Raw genomic sequence first — 19,303 nt, 5'->3', positions numbered from 1 at the left:
CTCCTATACTGGAGTAAGCAAGACAATGGGCGGCTCGAAGCCGCCCCGGCGGTTGCCGCTAGAACGGAGATACAAGCCACGGAAGTCAGACTTTGCCGAAGCAAAGTTTCCCCGTGGTTTTTTTGTTGGCGGTTTCCCGATTGTTTTTGATCAAAGAGAGGCGGGTAACTGGGCTTATCAGCCCATGGCTAATGCAAGAGATCAGAAATGTAACACGTATTGCCGTAATTGACGGCCAGGGGGGCGGTATCGGCAGACTCCTGGTGGAAAAGCTTTCCCGCGCCTTGCGTAATAGAAGGGCGGAAATCCTCGTTTTGGGAACGAACGTCCTGGCCACATCCACGATGCTAAAGGCCGGCGCCAACGAGGGGGCTACCGGTGAGAATGCGGTTGTGCAGAATGTTGCCGGGGTCGACATTATCGTCGGCACTATCTCCCTGCTTGTTGCGCACAGCATGTTGGGCGAATTTACTCCGGCGATGGCCGAGGCGGTGGCCAGAAGCCCCGCGATAAAAGTTCTCCTCCACCTCAACCGGTCGGGAGTCGAAGTGGTTGGTACGAGTGCCGAGCCGTTGCCCCACCTGGTGGATATGCTTGTGGAAAGAGTGAACACCCTGGTCATAAGTCGCGAAAAGTCTCTTAACGGGAAAACCGGTCCGATTCCTTAGGACCCCGCGCCGCATGTTAAGGGTTTCTTTTCTTTGTATTAGTCCTACATTTTTGCGTAGTCCCACACCCCCCGGCGCGGCCCAGCAGCCCCTTACGGCGTCCAGCGCTGGGCGATGGGGAAGCGCCGGCCGGGGCCGAAGGCCTTGGAAGTGACTTTGAGCCCGGGCGGGGCTTGACGCCGCTTGTATTCGGCTCGATCGACCATGGCGACCACGCGCCGCACCACCGGTTCGGCGTAGCCCTGTTTCACAATCTGGGACACCGAACACCCTTCCTCGATGTAGGCTTTCAGGATGCCGTCCAGCACCGGGTAGGGAGGCAGACTGTCCTGATCGACCTGCCCGGGCCGGAGTTCGGCCGAGGGCGCCTTGCGGATGATACTCGGCGGAATGACCTCTCCCTCCCGGTTGACCAGGGCGGCCAGTTCGTACACCATCGTCTTCGGCACGTCGGCCAGTACGGCCAGGCCCCCGGCCATGTCACCGTACAGGGTGGTGTAACCGACGGCCATTTCGGACTTGTTGCCCGTGCTCAGGACCAGATACCCCTCCCGGTTGGAGATGAACATGAGGATCATCCCCCGGAGGCGGGCCTGGATATTCTCCTCGGCCACGTCGAGACGCGGCCGCCCGTCCGGGTTGAATTGGTCCAGGAAGGACTGGAAGTGGACGTCGATCGGCAGGACCCGGAACTCGATACCCAGCCGCCGCGCCAGTTCACGGGCGTCTTCCAGGCTGCTCCGGGACGAATAGCGAGAAGGCATGCTTACTCCCAGCACGTTTTCAGCACCCAGCGCGGCCACGGCGAGCGCGGCGGTCACCGCCGAGTCGATGCCGCCGGACAACCCCACCACCGCCTTGCGGAACCCGGTTTTCCGCAGGTAGTCCGCCAGGCCCAAGACCAAAGCGCGGTAAACCGATGACGGGCCTTCCTCCGGTTTTGCCTCGAGGACCGGGAGCGTATTTATGTCGTGGAAGCTAAACACCCAGAAATCCGTCTCGAAACTCAGCCCCTGCAGCACCACCCGCCCCCGGCTGTCGGTCAGGAAACTGGCCCCGTCAAACACCAGATCGTCGTTACCCCCGATCTGATTCACGTACAGGACCGGCCGGCTGTACCGGGCGGCGACCGCGCCGACCACTTCCAGGCGCTGCCGCTGTTTTCTCAGGTGATAGGGGGAGGCGGAGAGATTTATGAACAGGTCCACGCCCCGGTCCGCCAGTTCCTTCACGGGGTCGACCGGGTAGGGCGGGATGCCCGTTACGCCGCCGATATTCCAGATATCCTCGCACACGGTCACCCCCAGACGGAGGTCCCGCAGGGTCAGCGGCGGTTGCGCGGCGCCCGGGGCAAAGTACCGCCGCTCGTCAAACACGTCGTATTCGGGCAGCAGGGTTTTCGCTACCCGGCCTGCCACGCGCCGGTCACGGAGCAGCACAGCCGCATTGAACAAGCCGCCGTCATCCCCGCGCACCGGCGCGCCCACCAGGACGGCGATCTCGGTGGTGGCGGCGCGGATGCGGTCCAGACCTGCTTCCACCGCGTCCAGGAAATCGGCCCGGCAGAGCAGGTCCTTCGGTGGGTACCCGCAAACGGCCAGTTCGGGGAAAACCACCAGGTCGGCCGCCGCCTCCCGGGCACGCCCCGTAGCGGACACAATCAGGTCCGTGTTGCCGTTGATATCCCCCACCGTGGGGTTGATCTGGGCCACCGCGATACGCATCGACGCCACCCCCGCTATACGGATTCCGCTAATCAAAAGACTACTCCAACCGGCTGCAAACCGCCAGCCAGTTGCGCGCCAGCCGCAGCGCGCGCCGGTAATGGGCCACCCACAGTTCCCGGGTGAGCCGCTTAATCCTGGCGACCGCCGCGGCACCTCCGAAGTCCGCTCAGGCTGTATACCAGGCGTTCCAACACCCTCAACAACCGCTCGTCGTAACCCAGTTCGACGCCGCAGAAGCGGCGGGCCGCGCGCACTACATCGCCCAGGGACCACCAAAACGGTGCCAGGCACCTTTTTACTTTCTTTACTTTCTTTGACTTTCTACATTATTTATTAGGTGGGTATCGGCCCCCAGCAGCCCGTAAGCGTCGGCTCGGCACTGGCGGCACCAGCTCATCTGGGGCAGGATTTCGGCCGCCGCCGCGCGTACCGCCCTTAGTTCCGCCCCCGTCGGTCGCGCCCGGTGCCGGAAGGAACCCGATGGGTACAGGGGCATGACGTTCATCAGCCGCACCCCGAGACTCTCGACGGTGCCGGCGACCTCCTCGACGTGCGCTTGGTTTAACCCGGGTATCAGAACGGTGTTTACCTTGACGGCGAGACCCAGGGCCACGGCCCGGCCGATGCCGTCCAGTTGGTTGGCGATCAGCCTGGCGGCGGCCGCCTCCCCCCGGAGACGCTCGCCCCGCCAGTCGACCCACTCGTAAATCCGGGCGCCGACGGCGGGATCGACACAGTTCACGGTGACGGTCAGGGTCCTGACCCCCAGCCCCGGCAGCCGGTCCACCGTTTCCGGCAGCAGCAGGCCGTTGGTGCTCAAGCACTTGATCAACCTCGGAAAGACCGCGTGTACCAGTTCGAGGGCGCGGAAAGTCTCCGCGTTGACCAGGGGATCCCCCGGCCCGGCCACGGCGGCGACCCGGATGCGGGACTCGGCGGCCAGTGCCTTTTGCAGCACCCAAAGCGCCTCCTCCGGGCCGATCACCCGGCTGGCCGTTCCCGGCTGGGTCTCGTTGGCGCAGTCCAGCCGGCGGTCGCAGTAGCCGCACTTGATGTTGCAGCGCGGCGCCACCGGCAGGTGGATCCGGCCGAAACGGTGGTGCGCGCCCGGATTGAAGCAGGGGTGCCCCTGCAGATCTTGTTCAAGCGGTAAACGGTGCATGTGTATTGGATCCCCCTCTCACGATCCGCCACACCGGGGCCTTGAGGGCGGCCAGAATGTCACGGGCGAAGTTCAAGAAACCGGAGTACCCGGCGTAGGGGCCGCTCTCCTGCGGAAAAACAGTGAACGGAATCCCAAACTTGTGAGCCAGCCATTTTTCCCGCGTCCCGCCGGCAATGACGTCCGGACGGTACTGCCTGATGAACTGGACGAATTCTTCCTCGTTGGTGTCGTCCACCAGGGCCGCCCCGGGGTTCAGGCCGGTCCAGGCCTCGCGGTAGTCGTTTCCGCACCCGAACTGGCTCCCGGCCGCCACCACCTCCAGGCCCAGGTCGCGATAACCCTTGAGCATGGAACCGATCCGCGACCCGCCGAAGAACAGACCCACCCGCTTGCCCGCGAGTTCCCGCCGGTACCGTTCCAAATCGCCGGCGACCATCGCCTCTCCCTCCGCGATCAGCGCTTCGGCCTCCGCGCGGCAGTCCAGCCAATCCCCGAGCCGGCGCAGGGTCGTGCTCGTTTCGGTCAGCCCGAAAAAGGAACCCTTGCGGTACTCGATCCCGTACCGGCTTTCCATCTCCTCGGCCAGGAGGCCCCCGGTGCGGCGGCAGTGGATCAGGTTCAACTGCACCCGGTGGGCGCGCGCGAGGCTTTCAACCGAAGCGTCGGCGGTGACGGCGTTCACCACGTTTACGCCCATCCTCCGGAGCATCCCCCTGATCACGCGGTAGTCCCCCATCACGTCGAACTCGCCCAGGAGGTTGATGTCCCGCGGCCCGGGCTCAGCCGGCGCGTCGTGTCCGATGAAGTGCTCGAGGAACACCCGCGCTCCGGCCTCGTGGCCGGCGGCCTGGTGGTATCCCAAAAAGCCCGGGCAGTGCACCGGCACGCAGCGCATGCCCGTGTCCCGCTCGGCCCGGCGGCAGACCCGGTCCACGTCGTCCCCGATGATGCCGGGGGCGCAGGTGACGTACACCAAAATCGCCCTGTTTTCCGGAAAGTGGACCGCCAGTTCGCGCAAGACCCGTAAGAGCTTGGCCTCGCCCCCGAAGATGACCTCGTTTTCGGTCAGGTCGGTCGAAAAGACCGTGTACCTCTTTTTGCGCACCGTTTCGCCGTAGTAGGCACACGATACCGGACCGTGCACCAGGTGCAGCACCTGCTTCAGCTGAGCCAGGAACCAGCGGGCGCCGTAGTAGGCACAGGAACGCTGGGACATGGCTCCGGGCACCGTCTGCCGGTCACAGGCCGGCAGGCGCGGTTCCGGTTTCACAATCACGCCGTGGTCGGCGCGGCCGGCGTCAATGAAGGGAACCTGCTCGGCGGTGTTGCTCCGCCTTGCGCATTTCGGTTGGTGCATCGCTTACAGCTGCTGGGTCCGCTCCTCGGGATAACCGAAATCCAGAATGGCATTCACGAGGTCGGCCAGCAAGCGTTCCCCCCCTCTGTACCCCACTACCGGGCGCTTCTGGTATCCGACGCGGTCGTACACGAAAAGCCCGGCCCGGACCAGCGGGATCTGGAGTTCCTTGGCGATGTCGGCGCCCTTGGAATTGCCGATCAGCACCTCCACGGGCATCGTCTTGAGCGTTTCCTCAAATTCAAACAGGTCCGAACCGTTGAAGACGGCCGGGGTGAAGCCGAACTCACCCGTAATGCCCTCGATGTCGGCCGCAAACGTCTTGGTCTGCGTCCCGCTCATCACCGCCACCGGCTCCATGCCCAGTTCGCACACGAAACGGGTCAGCCCGGTGACCAGGTCCGGATCACCAAACAGAGCCACCTTTTTCATCATGGTGTGGTGCAGGGTGTCGGCCATAAAGTCGAGCAGCCGGCCGCGTTCGTCCCGCAGTGCCTTGGGCACCTCCTTTCCGGTAACCCGCAACAGGCGCTCCAGGAAGAGATCGGTGTTGTGTACACCCACGGGCACCGGCCCGAGGAAAGCAGGAATCCCGAACTTCTGTTCCAGGTAACGGGCCCCGAGCCCGCCCTCGTTCGGGCACAGGGCGAAGGTGGCCATGGAGTTGGCCATGTCCTCGACGTCCTCCACCCGGGTGCCCCCCTCGGGGTAGTAGGGCAGGGTCTGGGGCGGCATCAGCGGGGTGTCGAACACGTCGCTGATATCGAACAGGACGTGCGCCTCCACCCCCATCTCCGCCAGGAGGTGCTTGATCTCCCGCAGGTCGCCGGGCATCAGCATTCCGGGGATGATGTTCACCCTATTGTTCGGCCGCGAGTGATCGGTGGCCAGGGTCTCCAGGAAGGCCCGGGACGCCCGGTCGTAGCCGGCAACGTGGGAGCCGGCGAAACTCGGGGTACTGACCAGCACCAGGCGCACCCGGTTCCCGTCTTCCGGACCCAACTCGGAAACCAGGCGCTTTCTGGCCACCTTGATGAAACTGACCATGTCGTCGCCGATGATTTCACTGGAGCAGGTGGTGACCACGGTAATCAGGTCGGGTCTATAGCGCACCACCAGGTTGCGGATTCCTTCGGTGAAGTTCTTCCGCCCGCCGAACACGGCCGCGTCCTCGTGGAAAGAGGCGTTGGCGATGCTGGCCGGCTCCTGGAAGATGCGGCAGAAGGTGTAGCGCACATAGGTGGTGCAACCCTGGGCCCCCTGGACGAAGGGCAGCCCGCGGTGAATCCCCAGCCCGGCGAACATCGCTCCCAGGGGCATGCAGGTCCGGGCGGGGTTGACGACCACCACCCGGTTGGCCTTGGGCACCAGGGCCGGGTCGCGCGGCACGTATTCCGGCGTCAGGGGCTTTTTTTCGATTTTCAATTGATTGTAGGTGATGCCCCCGATGGGGATGGGGTTACAGTTGCCGGCCATAATTGGTAACGGCCTCCTTTCCGTTGGTCAGGCGCCATACCGGGGCGTAAAGCGCCTGGTAGATGTCGCGGGCGAAGTTGATGAACCCCACGTACCCCGCGTAGGGGCCTTTCTCGTAGGAATGGGAGTTCAGGGTGGGCACGCCCATCTTGCGGCCCAGGAACTTCTCCTTCAGGCCGCAGAGGAAGATATCCGGTTTACAGGTTTCCAGCAACTCCTCGATCTCGAACTCGTTCGGGTTGTCGATGATCAGCACCCCGTCACCGGCGCGGGCGTTGATCTTCTCGTAGTCGTCCTCGTGGGCGAAGGTGCAGGCTCCGGCCACCACCTTCATGCCCAGTTCCTCAAAGAGCTTGATCCAGTGCCAGACCCGGGGCCCCCCGACGTAGACGGCCACGGTCTTGCCCTGCAGGCGCTCGCGGTACCACTCCAGGGCCGGCTGGATGCGGATCGTCTCCGCGGCGATGACCTGCTCCGCCCGCTCCTCCAGACCAAAATGGCGGGCAATGGTCCGCAGGGCCTTGCTCGTCTGCTGGATACCGAAGAACGACGCCTTGACGTAGGGAATGTCGTAGCCTTCCTTGATCATATCCGCGATGTAGGTTGCCGACCGCTGGCAGTGCACCACGTTGAGCTTGGTATCCGGCAGCCGGACCAGGTCCATCATCCGGGCGTTTCCGGTGAAGGTGCTTACCACCCGCATCCCGATGCTCTCCATCAGCGGCAGGATCACCTTGAGGTCCCAGTCCATGTTGTACTCCCCGACCAGGACGACGTCGTAAGGCGTCCGCTCCGCCTCGGGTGTGATCAGTTCCGGGCGCCGGCGCCGGATCTCGTTGATCTGTTCGAAAAACTGCCGGTTCGCCACGTGATGACCCTTGGACTGGCTCACCCCGGAACAGCCGGGCGCCTCCGCGAAGAACACCGGCTTTCCGGTCTCCCGTTCGATTTGCTTGGCCACCGACCCGATATCGTCCCCGATCAGACCGGTGGTGCAGGTGGTGTACATGATGATCCCCGTCGCTTCCGGAAACAGTCTTACCGCCTCCAGCGCGCTCTTTAGGAGTTTCTTGGTCCCGCCGAAGACAACATCCTTTTCCTCCATGTCGGTGCACACACAGAAGCGGCGGTTGAAGGCCACGTTGTCCAGCCGGCCGGGCATGCTCCAGGCGTACTGGTCGGAAAGGTGACGCCGCGTCGCCCAGGTGTAATAGGCACATCCGACCGGCGCGTGCACGATCTGGATAGCATCGGTGATTGGTCCGCCCACGACCCCGCGGGCACCCGCGAACGCTCACCCGCGCTCGGTCATATCCCCCGGGATCGTGTTGATGTTGCAAAGCGGGATGACGGGGTTCTCCCTATCCGTGATGTAAGTGTGCTTTTCCCGTTCGGGGATCAGTTCATCACACTTGAGCCTGAGAAACGGCATTACCTCTACTCCTTTCTTTGCCCGATTCCGTCCCTAGACCAGAGCCTGATCGCCCCGTTCCCCGGTGCGGAGGCGTACGGCCGCCTCCACCGGGCTGATAAAGATCCGCCCGTCGCCGATCTCCCCGGTCTGGTTCACCCGGATCAGCGCGGCCACAACCTTGGGCACGTCCCCGCTGGGCACCACCAGACTGATCATCCGCTTGGGTATCCAGCGCATGCCGCCCTGCGCCGACAGCTTGGCCGGCAGTTCAAAGGCCACTTCGGCCGCCAGTCCGCGCTGCTTGCCGCGCCCGAAGACCTTGGCCGCGGTCAGGGACGGAAACCCGATCCGCGCCAGCTCGTCCTTGGTGGCCTGCATCTTGTTCGGCCTGATGACGGCGATGATTTCTTTCACATCCGTTCACCCCCTACAGTTCTTTCACGCCGGTGCGGATGGTGTACGCTTCCTCCACCGGGCTGACGAAAATTTTACCGTCGCCGAAATTCCCGGTGTAGGCCGTCTTGCTGATTACCTCCACGGCCTCCGCCACTCTCTCGTCCTGAACCACGAGCCAGAACATCGTCTTAGGCAGTTCGTCGTAGTACACGCTGCCCATCCTGAGACCCATCTGCTTGCCGCGGCCGGCCACATCCATTTTGGTGAGGGCGGCGAAACCCGCCTTGCCCAAGGCCTCGGCCACTTCTTCCGCCCGTTCCGGCCGCACTATGGCGGTGATCTTCTTCAACTAGCTCGCCTCCCCCAGGTCGAGTAACCCGTACTTAAGTACCAGTGACTCCATCTCATCCATAGTCATAGGTGTCGGGATCACGAAGTGGTCGTTTTCGATGATACGGCGGGCCAGTTCCCGGTACACTTGCGCCTGTTCGGAATCCGGCGCGAACTCGGTCACCGTTTTCCGGTTGAACTCGGCCTTCTGGACGATGTTGTCCCGGGGCACGAACATGATCATCCGGGTGCCGAGCCGGGCGCAGAACTCCTCGATCAACTCGCGCTCTCCTTCCACGCGGCGGCTGTTGCAGATGATCCCGCCCAGGCGCACCCCGCTCTGTTCGGCGTACTTAACCATCCCGCGGCAGATGTTGTTGGCCGCGTACAGGGCCATCATCTCCCCGGAGGCCACGATATAAATCTCCTGGGCCTTGCCCTCCCGCACCGGCATGGCGAAGCCGCCGCAGACCACGTCACCCAGGACGTCGAAGAACACAAAGTCCAGCTCATCCCCGTAGGCGTTCAGGTCCTCCATCAGGTTGATGGCCGTGATCACCCCCCGGCCGGCACATCCCACACCCGGTTCGGGACCGCCGGACTCCACGCAGTCGATCTCGCCGAAACCCTGCAGCCGTACGCGGTCCAGGGTTACGCCTTCTTCACCTTCCTCGCGCAGGGTGTCCATCACGGTGGTCTGCATCATCCCTCCCAGGATCAGGCGGGTGGAGTCGGCCTTGGGGTCGCAACCGTGAATCATAATCCGCTTGCCGAAAAAGTAGGCCATGGCCGCCGCCGTGTTCTGGGTGGTGGTGGACTTGCCGATACCGCCCTTGCCGTAAATCGCAATTTTTCTGGTCACCTGAAACACACCTCCATAAAATTCCACCTGGTGGGACTGGGAAGGCCCCTCTACGGAACGTCGGGTTCCGGGGAGGGGCCTCCTTGCCCCGATATATAATTAACGGGCGCACCGTTTGGGTGCTAGTGGCTGCCGGGCGGGGCCGGCGCCTCGCTCCTGGCCATCGCCGGAATTCCCGGCGGTTCGCGGTACAGTGTCCCGCCGCCCACGTAGTCGCTGTAACCATCCTCGCCGTGCTGCGCGATGTCCAGACCGGTGTCCTCGGCGTCCGCGCCCACCCGTAGCGGCACGAAGACACCCACGAACTTCAAAAGGACGAAAGTGGTTATACCCACAAAAGCGAAGGTGGCCGCCACGCCGACCGCCTGGATGCCGAGCTGCGCCGGGTTCCCGTACAGGAGACCGTCCACGCCCCCGATGGAGGCGGTGGCGAAGACGCCGGTGGCCAGGGCGCCCCAGGTACCGCCCACGCCGTGGATGCCGAAAACGTCCAGCGAGTCATCGTAGCCGAGCTTGTGCTTCAGGATGGTCACGGCAAGGAAGCAGAACAACCCGCCGCCGAAACCGATCGCGATCGCCGCCAGGGGCGTCACGAAACCGGCCGCCGGAGTGATGGCCACCAGGCCGGCGATGCAGCCCGAAGCCGCACCCAAGAGCGTCGGCTTGCCGTGCCGGACCCATTCGGCGAAGGCCCAAGTCATGGCCGCCGTCGCCGCGGCGATCTGGGTCACCACGAAGGCGCTCGCGGCCAGCGGACTGGCTTCCAGCGCGCTGCCGGCGTTGAAACCGAACCACCCGAACCAGAGCAGGCCCGCCCCGAGCATGACCATGGGCAGTTGGTGCGGCGGCATCGGCCGCTTCCCGAAGCCCCGGCGCGCCCCGAGCACCAGACAGCCGATCAGACCGGCCGTGCCCGAGCTGATGTGCACCACCGTGCCGCCGGCGAAGTCCAGCGCCCCCATCTCACCGATCCAGCCACCGCCCCACACCCAGTGGCAGAGGGGGGAATACACGACTGTCGCCCACAGCACGCCGAAAATCACCCAGGCGGAAAACCGCATTCTTTCGGCCAGCGCGCCGGAAATCAGGGCCACCGTCAGGGCCGCGAACATCATCTGGAATACCGCGAAGGCCCCGTGCGGCAGGCTGCCCGCCGCCTCCATGCCCACGCCCTTGAACCCCAAGAACTCCAGGGAACCGATCAGGCCTGCGGTGCTGGTGCCGAACGCCAGGGAGTAACCCCACAGCACCCACACCACGGTGATCAGCCCGAGCATCGCAAAACTCATCATCAAGGTGTTCACCACGTTCTTCCTGGAAACCATCCCGCCGTAAAACAGGGCCAGACCGGGAACCATTAGCATCACCAGCGCGGCCGCGATCAATACGAAACCTGTGTCGGCCGGGCTGACCGCCTCTTCACCGGCCAGCGCCAGGCCGGGGATCGCCGTCAGTGCCGCCGCCAACGGCACGATCACCCGCCAGTGGAAGCGCCCCATTAACCCCTTTGCCCACATTGTGAATTCCCTCCTTAATTCAGATTCAGATGCCCGGAAATGATCCCTGTCCAGAAAACAAGGCACCCCGGGGGATTTAGTGGTCTCGGTCGGTCGTCAGTCGTTGGTGAAATCACTGACCACAGACCACCAATTGGTTCCACCGCCGGGGCGCCGTTGCCCTTGTATCGGTGACTGCTATATGGCCGCGTCACCGGATTCACCGGTCCTGATCCTGACCGCCGTCTCGACCGGGTAGATGAAGATCTTGCCGTCCCCGACTTCGCCCGTCCGGGCCACCGTGGTGATCGTCTCGATCACCTGGTCCAGCACGGCCTCCTGCACCACGACTTCGATCTTCACCTTAGGCAGAAGCTTTATGAACTCCGTGCCCCGGTAGATTTCCCGCTGCCCATGCTGCAGGCCGCAGCCCAAAACGTCGGTGACGGTCATCCCTTTGATCCCGAACTTGCCCAACGCCTGCTTCACTTCTTCAAACTTGCTGGGTCTGATTACCGCCTCGATCTTCTTCACGCGACCTCGCCTCCTTTCGTCCAGCCGTTGCGGGGCCGGCAACCCGCAGGGTCTGGAAAAAATAGATGGACGCCCCTCAAAGAAGGGCGTCCTAGACCTGTTTCGATACAACAGTGTATCGCCGGTATGCTGTTATGCGGTAATTGTATCTGCCGTTTTTGCCTTCGTCAAGCACTTTTTTCAATGAATCCTGTATACAGTTACCATAAACCCAAAACCCCGCCGAGATCCCGGGCCAGATTGACAAACCCGGCGTAACCCGTGTAGGTGGTCCGTACGTTAATGAACCAAGCGGTCTGCACATTCCGGAGCGCATGCCCTAGCGCGATTATCTTCCAGGTCACACTCCAGACGATCAGAGCCATTCTGGAACGACTTTTCCAGGTATTGCCCCGGCAAAGAAAATGTCAAGTCGCCGGTCTCCCTCGTAAGATAGGAGGAACCGAAAGACTTTAAATGACTCAAGGCAACGGCGCCACGAGTTAAGGAGTTCGGAGCGGAACTCGTCGTGGCGCTTTTTCTTGTTCTTTAGGAAGGGTGAACGACTGAATATGTGCGGCATAGCAGGCTGGATCGACTGGGAGCGGGACCTGCGCCGGGAGTGTCCGGTGATCACCGAAATGACCGGGACTCTGGCCGCCCGGGGACCGGACGCCTCCGGCTTCTGGCTTTCGGAGCACGCCGCCCTTGGTCACCGGCGCCTGATCGTGGTGGACCCGGAAGGAGGGGGCCAGCCCATGGTCCGCCGGTGCGGGGAACGCGAGTACGTCCTGGTGTACAACGGTGAACTCTACAACACCCCCGAACTGCGCCGGGACCTGGAGGCACGCGGGCACGTTTTCCGGGGCCACTCGGACACGGAGGCGCTCCTCTTGTCGTACATCGAGTGGGGAGCCGACTGTGTCGGGCGCCTGAACGGTATCTTCGCCTTCGCGGTCTGGAGTGAATACGACCAGAGTCTCTTCATGGCCCGCGACCGGATGGGAGTCAAGCCCCTCTTCTACGCCGTGCGGGGCGGGGCGTTCCTCTTCGGCTCGGAGCAGAAGGCGATCCTGGCCCACCCCGACGTCCGGCCGGAGGTGGACGCCGAGGGGCTGGCCGAGGTTTTCGCGCTCGGCCCGGCCCGGACGCCGGGACACGGCGTGTTTCGCGGCATCTCGGAACTGCGGCCCGGATACTGCCTTTTTTTCGACCGGAACGGCGTCCGCACCCGGCGCTACTGGAGGTTGGAAAGCCGGCCGCACACCGACGACCTGCCCGCCACCGCGGCCAAAGTACGGGCGCTCCTGCAGGACTCCGTAGAACGGCAGTTGGTGGCCGACGTACCGGTGTGCACACTGCTTTCGGGCGGCCTGGACTCCAGCGCGCTGACCGCCTTCGCCGCCGGCGCCTTCCGGAAAAGCGGCCGGGGCACGGTGCACACCTACTCCATCGATTTCGTGGATAACGAGCGGTATTTCCGCCCGAACCGGTTCCAGCCCGACGCGGATTCCGCCTGGGTGGGCCTGGTGTCGGACCGGCTGGGCACCATTCACCACCCGGTGTGGGTCGACACCCCGGAACTCGTGGACACCCTGGGCTTGGCCGTCCAGGCCCGCGACCTGCCCGGCATGGCGGACATCGACACTTCGCTCTACCTGTTCTGCCGCGAGATCAAGAAGGAGTTCACCGTGGCGCTGTCGGGCGAGTGCGCCGACGAAATGTTCGGCGGCTACCCGTGGTTCCACCGGGAGGAGGACCTTGCGGCCGGGACCTTTCCCTGGTCCCGCTCCACCAGGGCGCGGATGCGGCTCTTGAAGCCGGAACTGGCCCGGGAACTCCGCCCGGAGGAATATGTGGCCGCCCGGTACGCCGAAACCCTGGCCGAGGTACCCCGCCTGTCCGGCGAGGACCCGGTCGGGGCCCGCCGGCGCGAGATGTTCTACTTAAACCTCGTGTGGTTCATGACCACGCTTTTGGACCGCAAGGACCGCATGAGCATGGCCACCGGCCTCGAGGTGCGAGTCCCCTTCTGCGACCACCGCCTGGTGGAGTACGTGTGGAACATCCCCTGGGCTCTAAAAACATGGGGCGGGCGGGAAAAGGGTATTCTGCGCCTGGCCCTGGACGGCGTCGTCCCCGGAGAGGTGCTCCACCGGCGGAAAAGCCCCTACCCGAAGACCCACCACCCCGGCTACCTGGAGGCGGTCCGGTCGAAACTCCGGCAGGTGCTGGACGATCCAGCCTCCCCCCTGCTCACGCTCATCGACACCACCTGCGTGCGTGAACTGGTCCAGACGGACGGCTCCTCGTTCGGCACCACCTGGTTCGGGCAGCTGATGGCCGGCCCGCAGCTCTTCGCCTATCTCTACCAGGTCGACGCCTGGCTGCGTGAGTACCGGGTGACCATCCGGTGAGCAGAGTTTCCAGTATAGGGATTAATTGGCATCGGCGCAGGCGGTGGTTTGCGGTAACTGCCGATTGGCACCGCCCGTACAATGTACCAGCGTGCATGCAGGCACCCGTTCACCAACGGCGTTGGGCGGGGAGATGCAGCGCACAGACGTTTGGGATTAGTAAGGAGGACCATCTATTGGGCACTGGCAGAATCAAACACGTATTCCCCGGGGGGAACACCTCGCTTGGTTTCTTTTCTTACTACGACCACCTGACTCCCCCGGACGCCACCCGGGTGTTCATCCTCAAGGGCGGGCCGGGCGTCGGAAAGTCCAGCTTCATGCGGAAAATCGGGGAGGAAATGCGCTCCCGCGGGTTTGACATCGAGCACCACCACTGCTCCTCGGACAACGACTCGCTCGACGGTGTCGTCATCCCGGCTGCCGGGGTGGCGCTGCTGGACGGCACCGCCCCGCATGTGGTCGACCCGGTGAACCCGGGCGCGGTGTCGGAGATCATCCACCTGGGCGATTACTGGAACGAGGCAAAGCTTCGGGCCGCCAGGGAGCAGATCCTGGCCGTGAACCGGCGGCTGGGACGCCTGTTCGCCACCGCCTACAGCCAGCTGGCCGAGGCAAAGGTGATCCGGGACGAGATGGAAAGCTACGTCACCGAGAGTATGCGCTTTGCCCCGGTGAACCAGCTGACCGCCGACCTCACCCGGGAAATCCTGGGCGAGCGGCCCGGCCGGTACGAGGCGGAGCCCTGGGCCAGGCACCTTTTCCGGTCGGCCGTTTCCCCCGACGGGGTTGTCCACCACATCGGGAGTCTGTTAACGGAGGTGAAACAGCTTTACCTGCTTAAGGGCCGCCCGGGAAGCGGCCGCTCCACCCTGGTGGAAGCGGTGGCCCGCGCCGCCCACGCCCGGGGACTCGACACCGAAGTGTACCACTGCGCGTTGGAGCCGCACCGGGCCGACCTGGTGGTGATCCCGGCGGTTCGGGCGGCGGTGTTGAAGGACGTGGAGGAGGTTGCTTTTCAACCGGGCACCGTGCCCGGGCTGCGGGTGGCCGCGTACGACCTGGACGTTTTTCTGGACCGGAGTCGGCTGGCCCAGTACGAGGTGGAACTGATGAGCGCGGGCCAACGCTTCACCGCCGCTCTGAACCGGGCGGTGTGGTATATCGGCGAGGCCAAGAAGACCCACGACCAACTGGAGACCTTTTACATCCCGGCCATGGACTTCACAGCCGTCGATCGCAGGCGGGACGAGGTCCTCAAGCGGATTCTGGCCTATGCCTCCGAGGCCGGCCAGGAACAGCAACAAATCCTGACGAAGGTTCTTTCTTAAGCCCCATCCGCGGCGGCACAGCCAGCTTACGCTAGAAGCCGGTTGAGTCCGGTGGCGCCGCCTGCTGGTCAAACAGCTGCACAAACACCTCTACCAACGCCGGGTCGAACTGGATCCCGGCGTACGTTTTCAGTTCGGTTATTGCTTCCCTGTGAGTCATCGCCTTCCGGTAGGGGCGGTCATTAGTCATGGTGTCGTAGGCGTCGGCAATGGCCAAAATGCGGCACTCCAATGGGATTTCTTCCCCCTTGAGGCCGAGCGGGTATCCCTCACCGTTCCACCACTCGTGATGCTTCAGGATCCAGTCCGCAATGGGGATCAGGTCGGGCGCTGAAAGCGCGATCCGGTGGCCGATTTCGCAGTGCCGCCGCATCTCGGCGACTTCCTCCGGAGTCAGGGGTCCGGCCTTGAAGAGGATGCGGTCGGGTATCCCTACCTTGCCGATGTCGTGGAACTGGGCCAGAAGGCGGAGGTCGGCTATTCTTCGTTCGGGCTGCTCGAGCGCCGCCGCCATGGAAACGACCAGCGCTTGCAGGCGGTCGGCGTGACCCTCGGTGATGAAATCGCGGGCCTCCAGCGCCTTCATCAGGGTCTGGACGATGGCGCTGCGGGCGCTCCGGCTGCGGTGCAGCTTGGCACGGTACATGTTGTTGTCCGCTTCCCGGAAGAGCTCGTTCACATTCACCGGCGACTCGTCAGCCACGGCAAAACCGACGGAGACGCTTAAGGCCATCCCGGGGTTCGCGGCGTTATAGGTCTCGACCGCTTCCCGGATGCGGTTGCCCGCCTCTTCCACGACGTCTCGGCCGCTGCCGGGGAGCAGTACGGCGAACTCGTCACCGCCGACCCGGGCGACCATGTCGCCCGGGCGAAAGGACCTCTTGAGCACCCCGGCGGTGGCCACGAGTAGAGCGTCCCCGGCGTCGTGCCCCAGGGTGTCGTTCACCAGTTTCAGCCCGTCCACGTCGCAGACGATAATGCCGACCGGAACCTGGCGCATCCCCTCGGCGCGGCGCATCTCCCGCTCGAAGTAGTTCCGGTTGTAGAGCCCGGTCAGCGGATCGTGCAGACTGAGGTGCCGTAATTGTTCCTCCATCCGTCGGCGCTCGGTTATATCGTAGAACTGCTCCACCACCATGATGATCTCGCCGTTCTCGTCAGTCACAGGGTTGCTGCGGCAGTCCAGGTAACGGTCCAGTTCGGGGATGTACTTCTCTACTCTTTCCAGCCGTTTCGTCCGCCAGGCCTTCTCGGTGGCGCACGGCCGGCACCTGTTTGAACGTCCAAACAGCTCGTAACACTTCCGGCCCTTGATCTCTTCCGGTGTTAGGTTCAACAACCGGTATCCCGCCTGGTTCAGGCGGATCATGCGGTGGTCGGCATCCTGAACCCCGACGGCGTCCGGAATTGCATCCAGCACCCCATCCAGAAGCGCCTTGGCCTTCCTCAACTGCTCCTCCGCCTGTTTGCGCGCCGTGATGTCGACAAAGCTTTCGATGAGGTGCCTGCGGCCGTTGAATACCACCGGCACCACGGTTTTGATGATCGATACGATTTCGCCACCCTTTCTGATCAAGACGCGCTCTGAGTGGTCGATGCTCTGTCCAAGGTCGGTAATCGGACACTCGCCCTTTTCGGCCGGGCAGATGAAATGGTGACAGACCGAACCGACGATTTCTTCCACGGGACAGCCGATCATTTCAACGGCCACGCGGTTAGCGCTTACGATCTCGTGTGTCTCCGCATCAATGACCACCACCCCGCTCTGAATGGAATCAAGTACCGTTTTCAGTCGTTCCTCGCTTTCTTGCAGCGCCGCCTGCGCCTGCTTGCGTGCCGTGATGTCGTTGTATATGGCGTACGCGCCCACCAGTTGATTGTCGACCACAATTGGGAACGCCAAGAGGCTCACATCCACCAGACTGCCGTCCTTCCGTTTGCGCACCGACTCGCCCTGCACAATTCCCCCTTCACAAACAATACGCGAGAAAGCGGCACCTTCATCGGACAACTCCGGGGGGGTGACGATCTCATCGATCGGGCGGCCGGTGACCTCCTCGGCGGAGTACTGAAAGAGGTTTTGAAATCCCCGATTGGCGCTGATGATCCGCTCCCGGTTGTCGAACATGACGATGGCCAGGGGCGAGTTTTCGAAAAGCTGTTCGAAGTAGGCTTTCTGGGTCCTGATTTCCTCTTGTGCCCGCTTGTGGTCCGAAATATCGCGGACCGACTCGATGGCCCCGACCAGTTTGCCCGCGTGGTCAAAGAGCGGCGAAGCCGTAATCCAAACGTGGGCCCCCCGTCCGTTTTTCACCATCGGCATGAACGCCTCGGCGTAGAGGGTGTTCCCTTTGCGCTTGATATACTCATAGTGCTTTTCCAGGTCCGCACCTACCCGGCCGAAGATGAGGTCCACCAGGATCGGCCTGCGCTTCCCGTATAAAGGCGTGGCGCAGGCATAATCGCCCTGGCCGATGATAGCCTCCTTGCGCACACCGGTCAGTTCTTCCATGGCCCGGTTCCAGGCGACCACCTTCCGGTCGCGGTCCACGACGAAGGTGGCGTCGGGCAAAAACTCAATAATATCCGCCAGCTGCCTGTTGGCGGCCTCCAAGGCTTTCCGGCTTTTTTCCAGCGCCTCGAGCTGATCCCTCAGTTCTTCCTCGGCCGCGACCAGTTCCTCGTTGACCGCGACCAGTTCCTCGTTGGCCGTCTCGAGTTCCTCATGGCTGTCCTGCAAGGCCTTCTGGTTGCGCTTCCGTTCGGTGATGTCCCGAACAGTGGCCAGGATCACGTCGTCCCCGTTCAGAACCAGTTTGCACAAGAATACTTCCACATCAAAGACCGAACCATCTCCGGGCCGGCGGGCCTGCCATTCGAAAAGCTGAGGCTCCCCGGCGACCACTTTGTTCCACATCACGGGCAACCGGTCCAGCGGGTTGTCCGGGCCGGAATAGTCATCACGGATAGACAAGGTGAGTGCCTGGTCCCGCTCGACCCCGTACATTTCGAGCATTTTGCGGTTGACGTCGATGATCCGACCGTCGGGCGCGTGAATGAAAATGGCGTCGTATACGTTGTTGAAGACCATGTTGAGGATGTTCTGGGAGGTGCGGAGTCTTTCTTCCATTAACTTCCGTTCGGTGATGTCCTGGAAGCTTTCGATCACGCCGACGATCTCTCCGGCGGCGTTCTTGAGCGGGGTGGCGATCAGGCTGACGTCGATTCTCCGGCCGTCAGGCCGCGTTTTTTCAACTTCGAGCCGCACGCGCTCCTCACCCGCCAGAATCCGGTGCAGAATACAGTCCGCGGTTCCACAATAGGCGTGGTGAAAGGACTTGAAACACTTTTGGCCGACGGCCTCCTGACCAGGCACGCCCGAGAGCCTCTCCATCTCCTGATTCTGTTGGACAATGCGATAGTCAGTGCCGATGATCCGCATGCCGCTGCCAGAACCCTGGAAAATGGCTTGCAGATGTGCCCGCTCCCGGCGTAGTTCATCTTCCAGCGCTTTCTGCTCCCAGTTGCGCTGACCCTGATTCGAAATGAGCCCCGCAAGGTTGCCGATGAACCGCAGTTTGGGCAGGAACTCCTCTTTCGGCAGCACCCGGATGCGGCGGACCGCTTCCAGGTAGGGCTCCTCCTCGAGGCCGAGCGTGCGCGCCTGGGACCGGAAGTAGTCCTCATCGGGGGGTTCGAAGAACACCTGGCTCAGAACGATCGTGGCGAGGTGGCGCCCGGCGACGACAATAGGCGTGGCCGCCATTACCAAGCCGTTGGCGCAGACCTGAATCACCTCACCCTGCTTTTGGGCCACCCCGGCCAGAATCCGACGGTCGCTTTCCCGGCAACGGGCGGCGCCGGCGGGGGAGCGGCGGTGAAAGACGGTGCAGAGATCACTCCAGCCGGAGTTGGTCAGCACCCGGCCGGACGGGTCCAGAATCGAGGTGGCCAGACCGGTGGCCGCCGAGAAGTCCGCTTGCAGACGCTGTACATCTTCAAGATCAACCAACTCTTGAAACAAGCCGATCTCGCCTGACGAGCGCACCGTTTAACCACCTTCACCGGGCCGTTTTGGGTGAGCGGATTTGCTACAGAGTATATATTGCTTTTTCTTCGACAGCAACCACAGTATGCTTTAGCGCCAATGT

The 19,303-nt window shown here is 63.1% G+C and carries 15 protein-coding genes; 3 read left to right on the top strand and 12 right to left on the bottom strand.

The features are described 5' to 3' along the window. Nucleotides 1-191 precede the first annotated feature (191 nt). A complete protein-coding gene (locus tag DAUD_RS00810) occupies nt 192-668 on the top strand; it encodes a DUF3842 family protein (RefSeq protein ID WP_012301313.1) in 477 nt (158 codons plus the stop codon). Between the two features lie 92 nt (nt 669-760). Here DAUD_RS00810 and DAUD_RS00805 read toward each other — a convergent pair whose 3' ends face one another. The 11 genes from DAUD_RS00805 to DAUD_RS12215 all read right to left on the bottom strand — a co-directional run bounded on the left by DAUD_RS00805 (nt 761) and on the right by DAUD_RS12215 (nt 11,790). After that, entirely contained in the window at nt 761-2,392 is a 1,632-nt protein-coding gene (locus DAUD_RS00805; protein ID WP_012301312.1) for an NAD+ synthase, read from the bottom strand. Nucleotides 2,393-2,699: 307 nt separating this feature from the next. Continuing rightward, nucleotides 2,700-3,557 carry a radical SAM protein gene (locus tag DAUD_RS00800; protein ID WP_012301311.1) on the bottom strand — a complete coding sequence of 286 codons (858 nt, stop codon included), beginning with the start codon at nt 3,555-3,557 and terminating at the stop codon, nt 2,700-2,702. After that, on the bottom strand, nt 3,538-4,917 hold the full coding sequence (locus DAUD_RS00795) for a nitrogenase component 1 (protein WP_012301310.1): 1,380 nt from the start codon (nt 4,915-4,917) through the stop codon (nt 3,538-3,540). The genes DAUD_RS00800 and DAUD_RS00795 overlap by 20 nt, the downstream gene beginning before the upstream one ends. Before the next feature lie 3 nt (nt 4,918-4,920). Continuing rightward, on the bottom strand, nt 4,921-6,393 hold the full coding sequence (locus DAUD_RS00790) for a nitrogenase component 1 (protein WP_012301309.1): 1,473 nt from the start codon (nt 6,391-6,393) through the stop codon (nt 4,921-4,923). Then, nucleotides 6,377-7,825, bottom strand: a complete 1,449-nt coding sequence (locus DAUD_RS00785; RefSeq protein WP_012301308.1) for a nitrogenase component I subunit alpha — start codon at nt 7,823-7,825, stop codon at nt 6,377-6,379. The genes DAUD_RS00790 and DAUD_RS00785 overlap by 17 nt, the downstream gene beginning before the upstream one ends. Nucleotides 7,826-7,858: 33 nt before the next feature. Then, nucleotides 7,859-8,221 carry a P-II family nitrogen regulator gene (locus DAUD_RS00780; RefSeq protein ID WP_012301307.1) on the bottom strand — a complete coding sequence of 121 codons (363 nt, stop codon included), beginning with the start codon at nt 8,219-8,221 and terminating at the stop codon, nt 7,859-7,861. Between the two features lie 13 nt (nt 8,222-8,234). Continuing rightward, nucleotides 8,235-8,552, bottom strand: coding sequence for a P-II family nitrogen regulator (locus DAUD_RS00775; RefSeq protein WP_012301306.1), 318 nt, complete (start codon nt 8,550-8,552; stop codon nt 8,235-8,237). Next, nucleotides 8,553-9,395 carry a nitrogenase iron protein gene (nifH, locus tag DAUD_RS00770; RefSeq protein ID WP_012301305.1) on the bottom strand — a complete coding sequence of 281 codons (843 nt, stop codon included), beginning with the start codon at nt 9,393-9,395 and terminating at the stop codon, nt 8,553-8,555. It abuts the gene before it with no gap. Nucleotides 9,396-9,517: 122 nt separating this feature from the next. Next, the gene (locus DAUD_RS00765; RefSeq protein WP_012301304.1) at nt 9,518-10,912 is read right to left on the bottom strand and encodes an ammonium transporter; all 1,395 of its coding nucleotides are present in this window, start codon (nt 10,910-10,912) and stop codon (nt 9,518-9,520) included. Between the two features lie 177 nt (nt 10,913-11,089). Further along, on the bottom strand, nt 11,090-11,425 hold the full coding sequence (locus DAUD_RS00760; RefSeq protein ID WP_012301303.1) for a P-II family nitrogen regulator: 336 nt from the start codon (nt 11,423-11,425) through the stop codon (nt 11,090-11,092). Between the two features lie 200 nt (nt 11,426-11,625). Further along, nucleotides 11,626-11,790 (bottom strand): DUF5652 family protein, encoded by a 165-nt coding sequence (locus tag DAUD_RS12215; protein ID WP_166485050.1) that lies wholly within the window; start codon nt 11,788-11,790, stop codon nt 11,626-11,628. Nucleotides 11,791-11,976: 186 nt separating this feature from the next. On the opposite strand from DAUD_RS12215, the gene asnB reads away from it, so the two are divergent. Further along, nucleotides 11,977-13,821, top strand: coding sequence for an asparagine synthase (glutamine-hydrolyzing) (gene asnB, locus DAUD_RS00755; protein ID WP_012301302.1), 1,845 nt, complete (start codon nt 11,977-11,979; stop codon nt 13,819-13,821). Nucleotides 13,822-13,997: 176 nt separating this feature from the next. Beyond that, on the top strand, nt 13,998-15,152 hold the full coding sequence (locus DAUD_RS00750) for a PRK06851 family protein (RefSeq protein WP_012301301.1): 1,155 nt from the start codon (nt 13,998-14,000) through the stop codon (nt 15,150-15,152). 31 nt (nt 15,153-15,183) lie between these two features. On the opposite strand, the gene DAUD_RS11375 is transcribed toward DAUD_RS00750, so the two are convergent. Next, nucleotides 15,184-19,200, bottom strand: a complete 4,017-nt coding sequence (locus DAUD_RS11375) for a PAS domain S-box protein (protein ID WP_012301300.1) — start codon at nt 19,198-19,200, stop codon at nt 15,184-15,186. Between the last annotated feature and the right edge of the window lie 103 nt (nt 19,201-19,303).

It is taken from the genome of Candidatus Desulforudis audaxviator MP104C (assembly GCF_000018425.1).
Taxonomy (GTDB): domain Bacteria; phylum Bacillota; class Desulfotomaculia; order Desulfotomaculales; family Desulforudaceae; genus Desulforudis; species Desulforudis audaxviator.
Note: the sequence above shows the minus strand (reverse complement) of the source record. Positions and strands in the feature narration are given on the sequence as shown.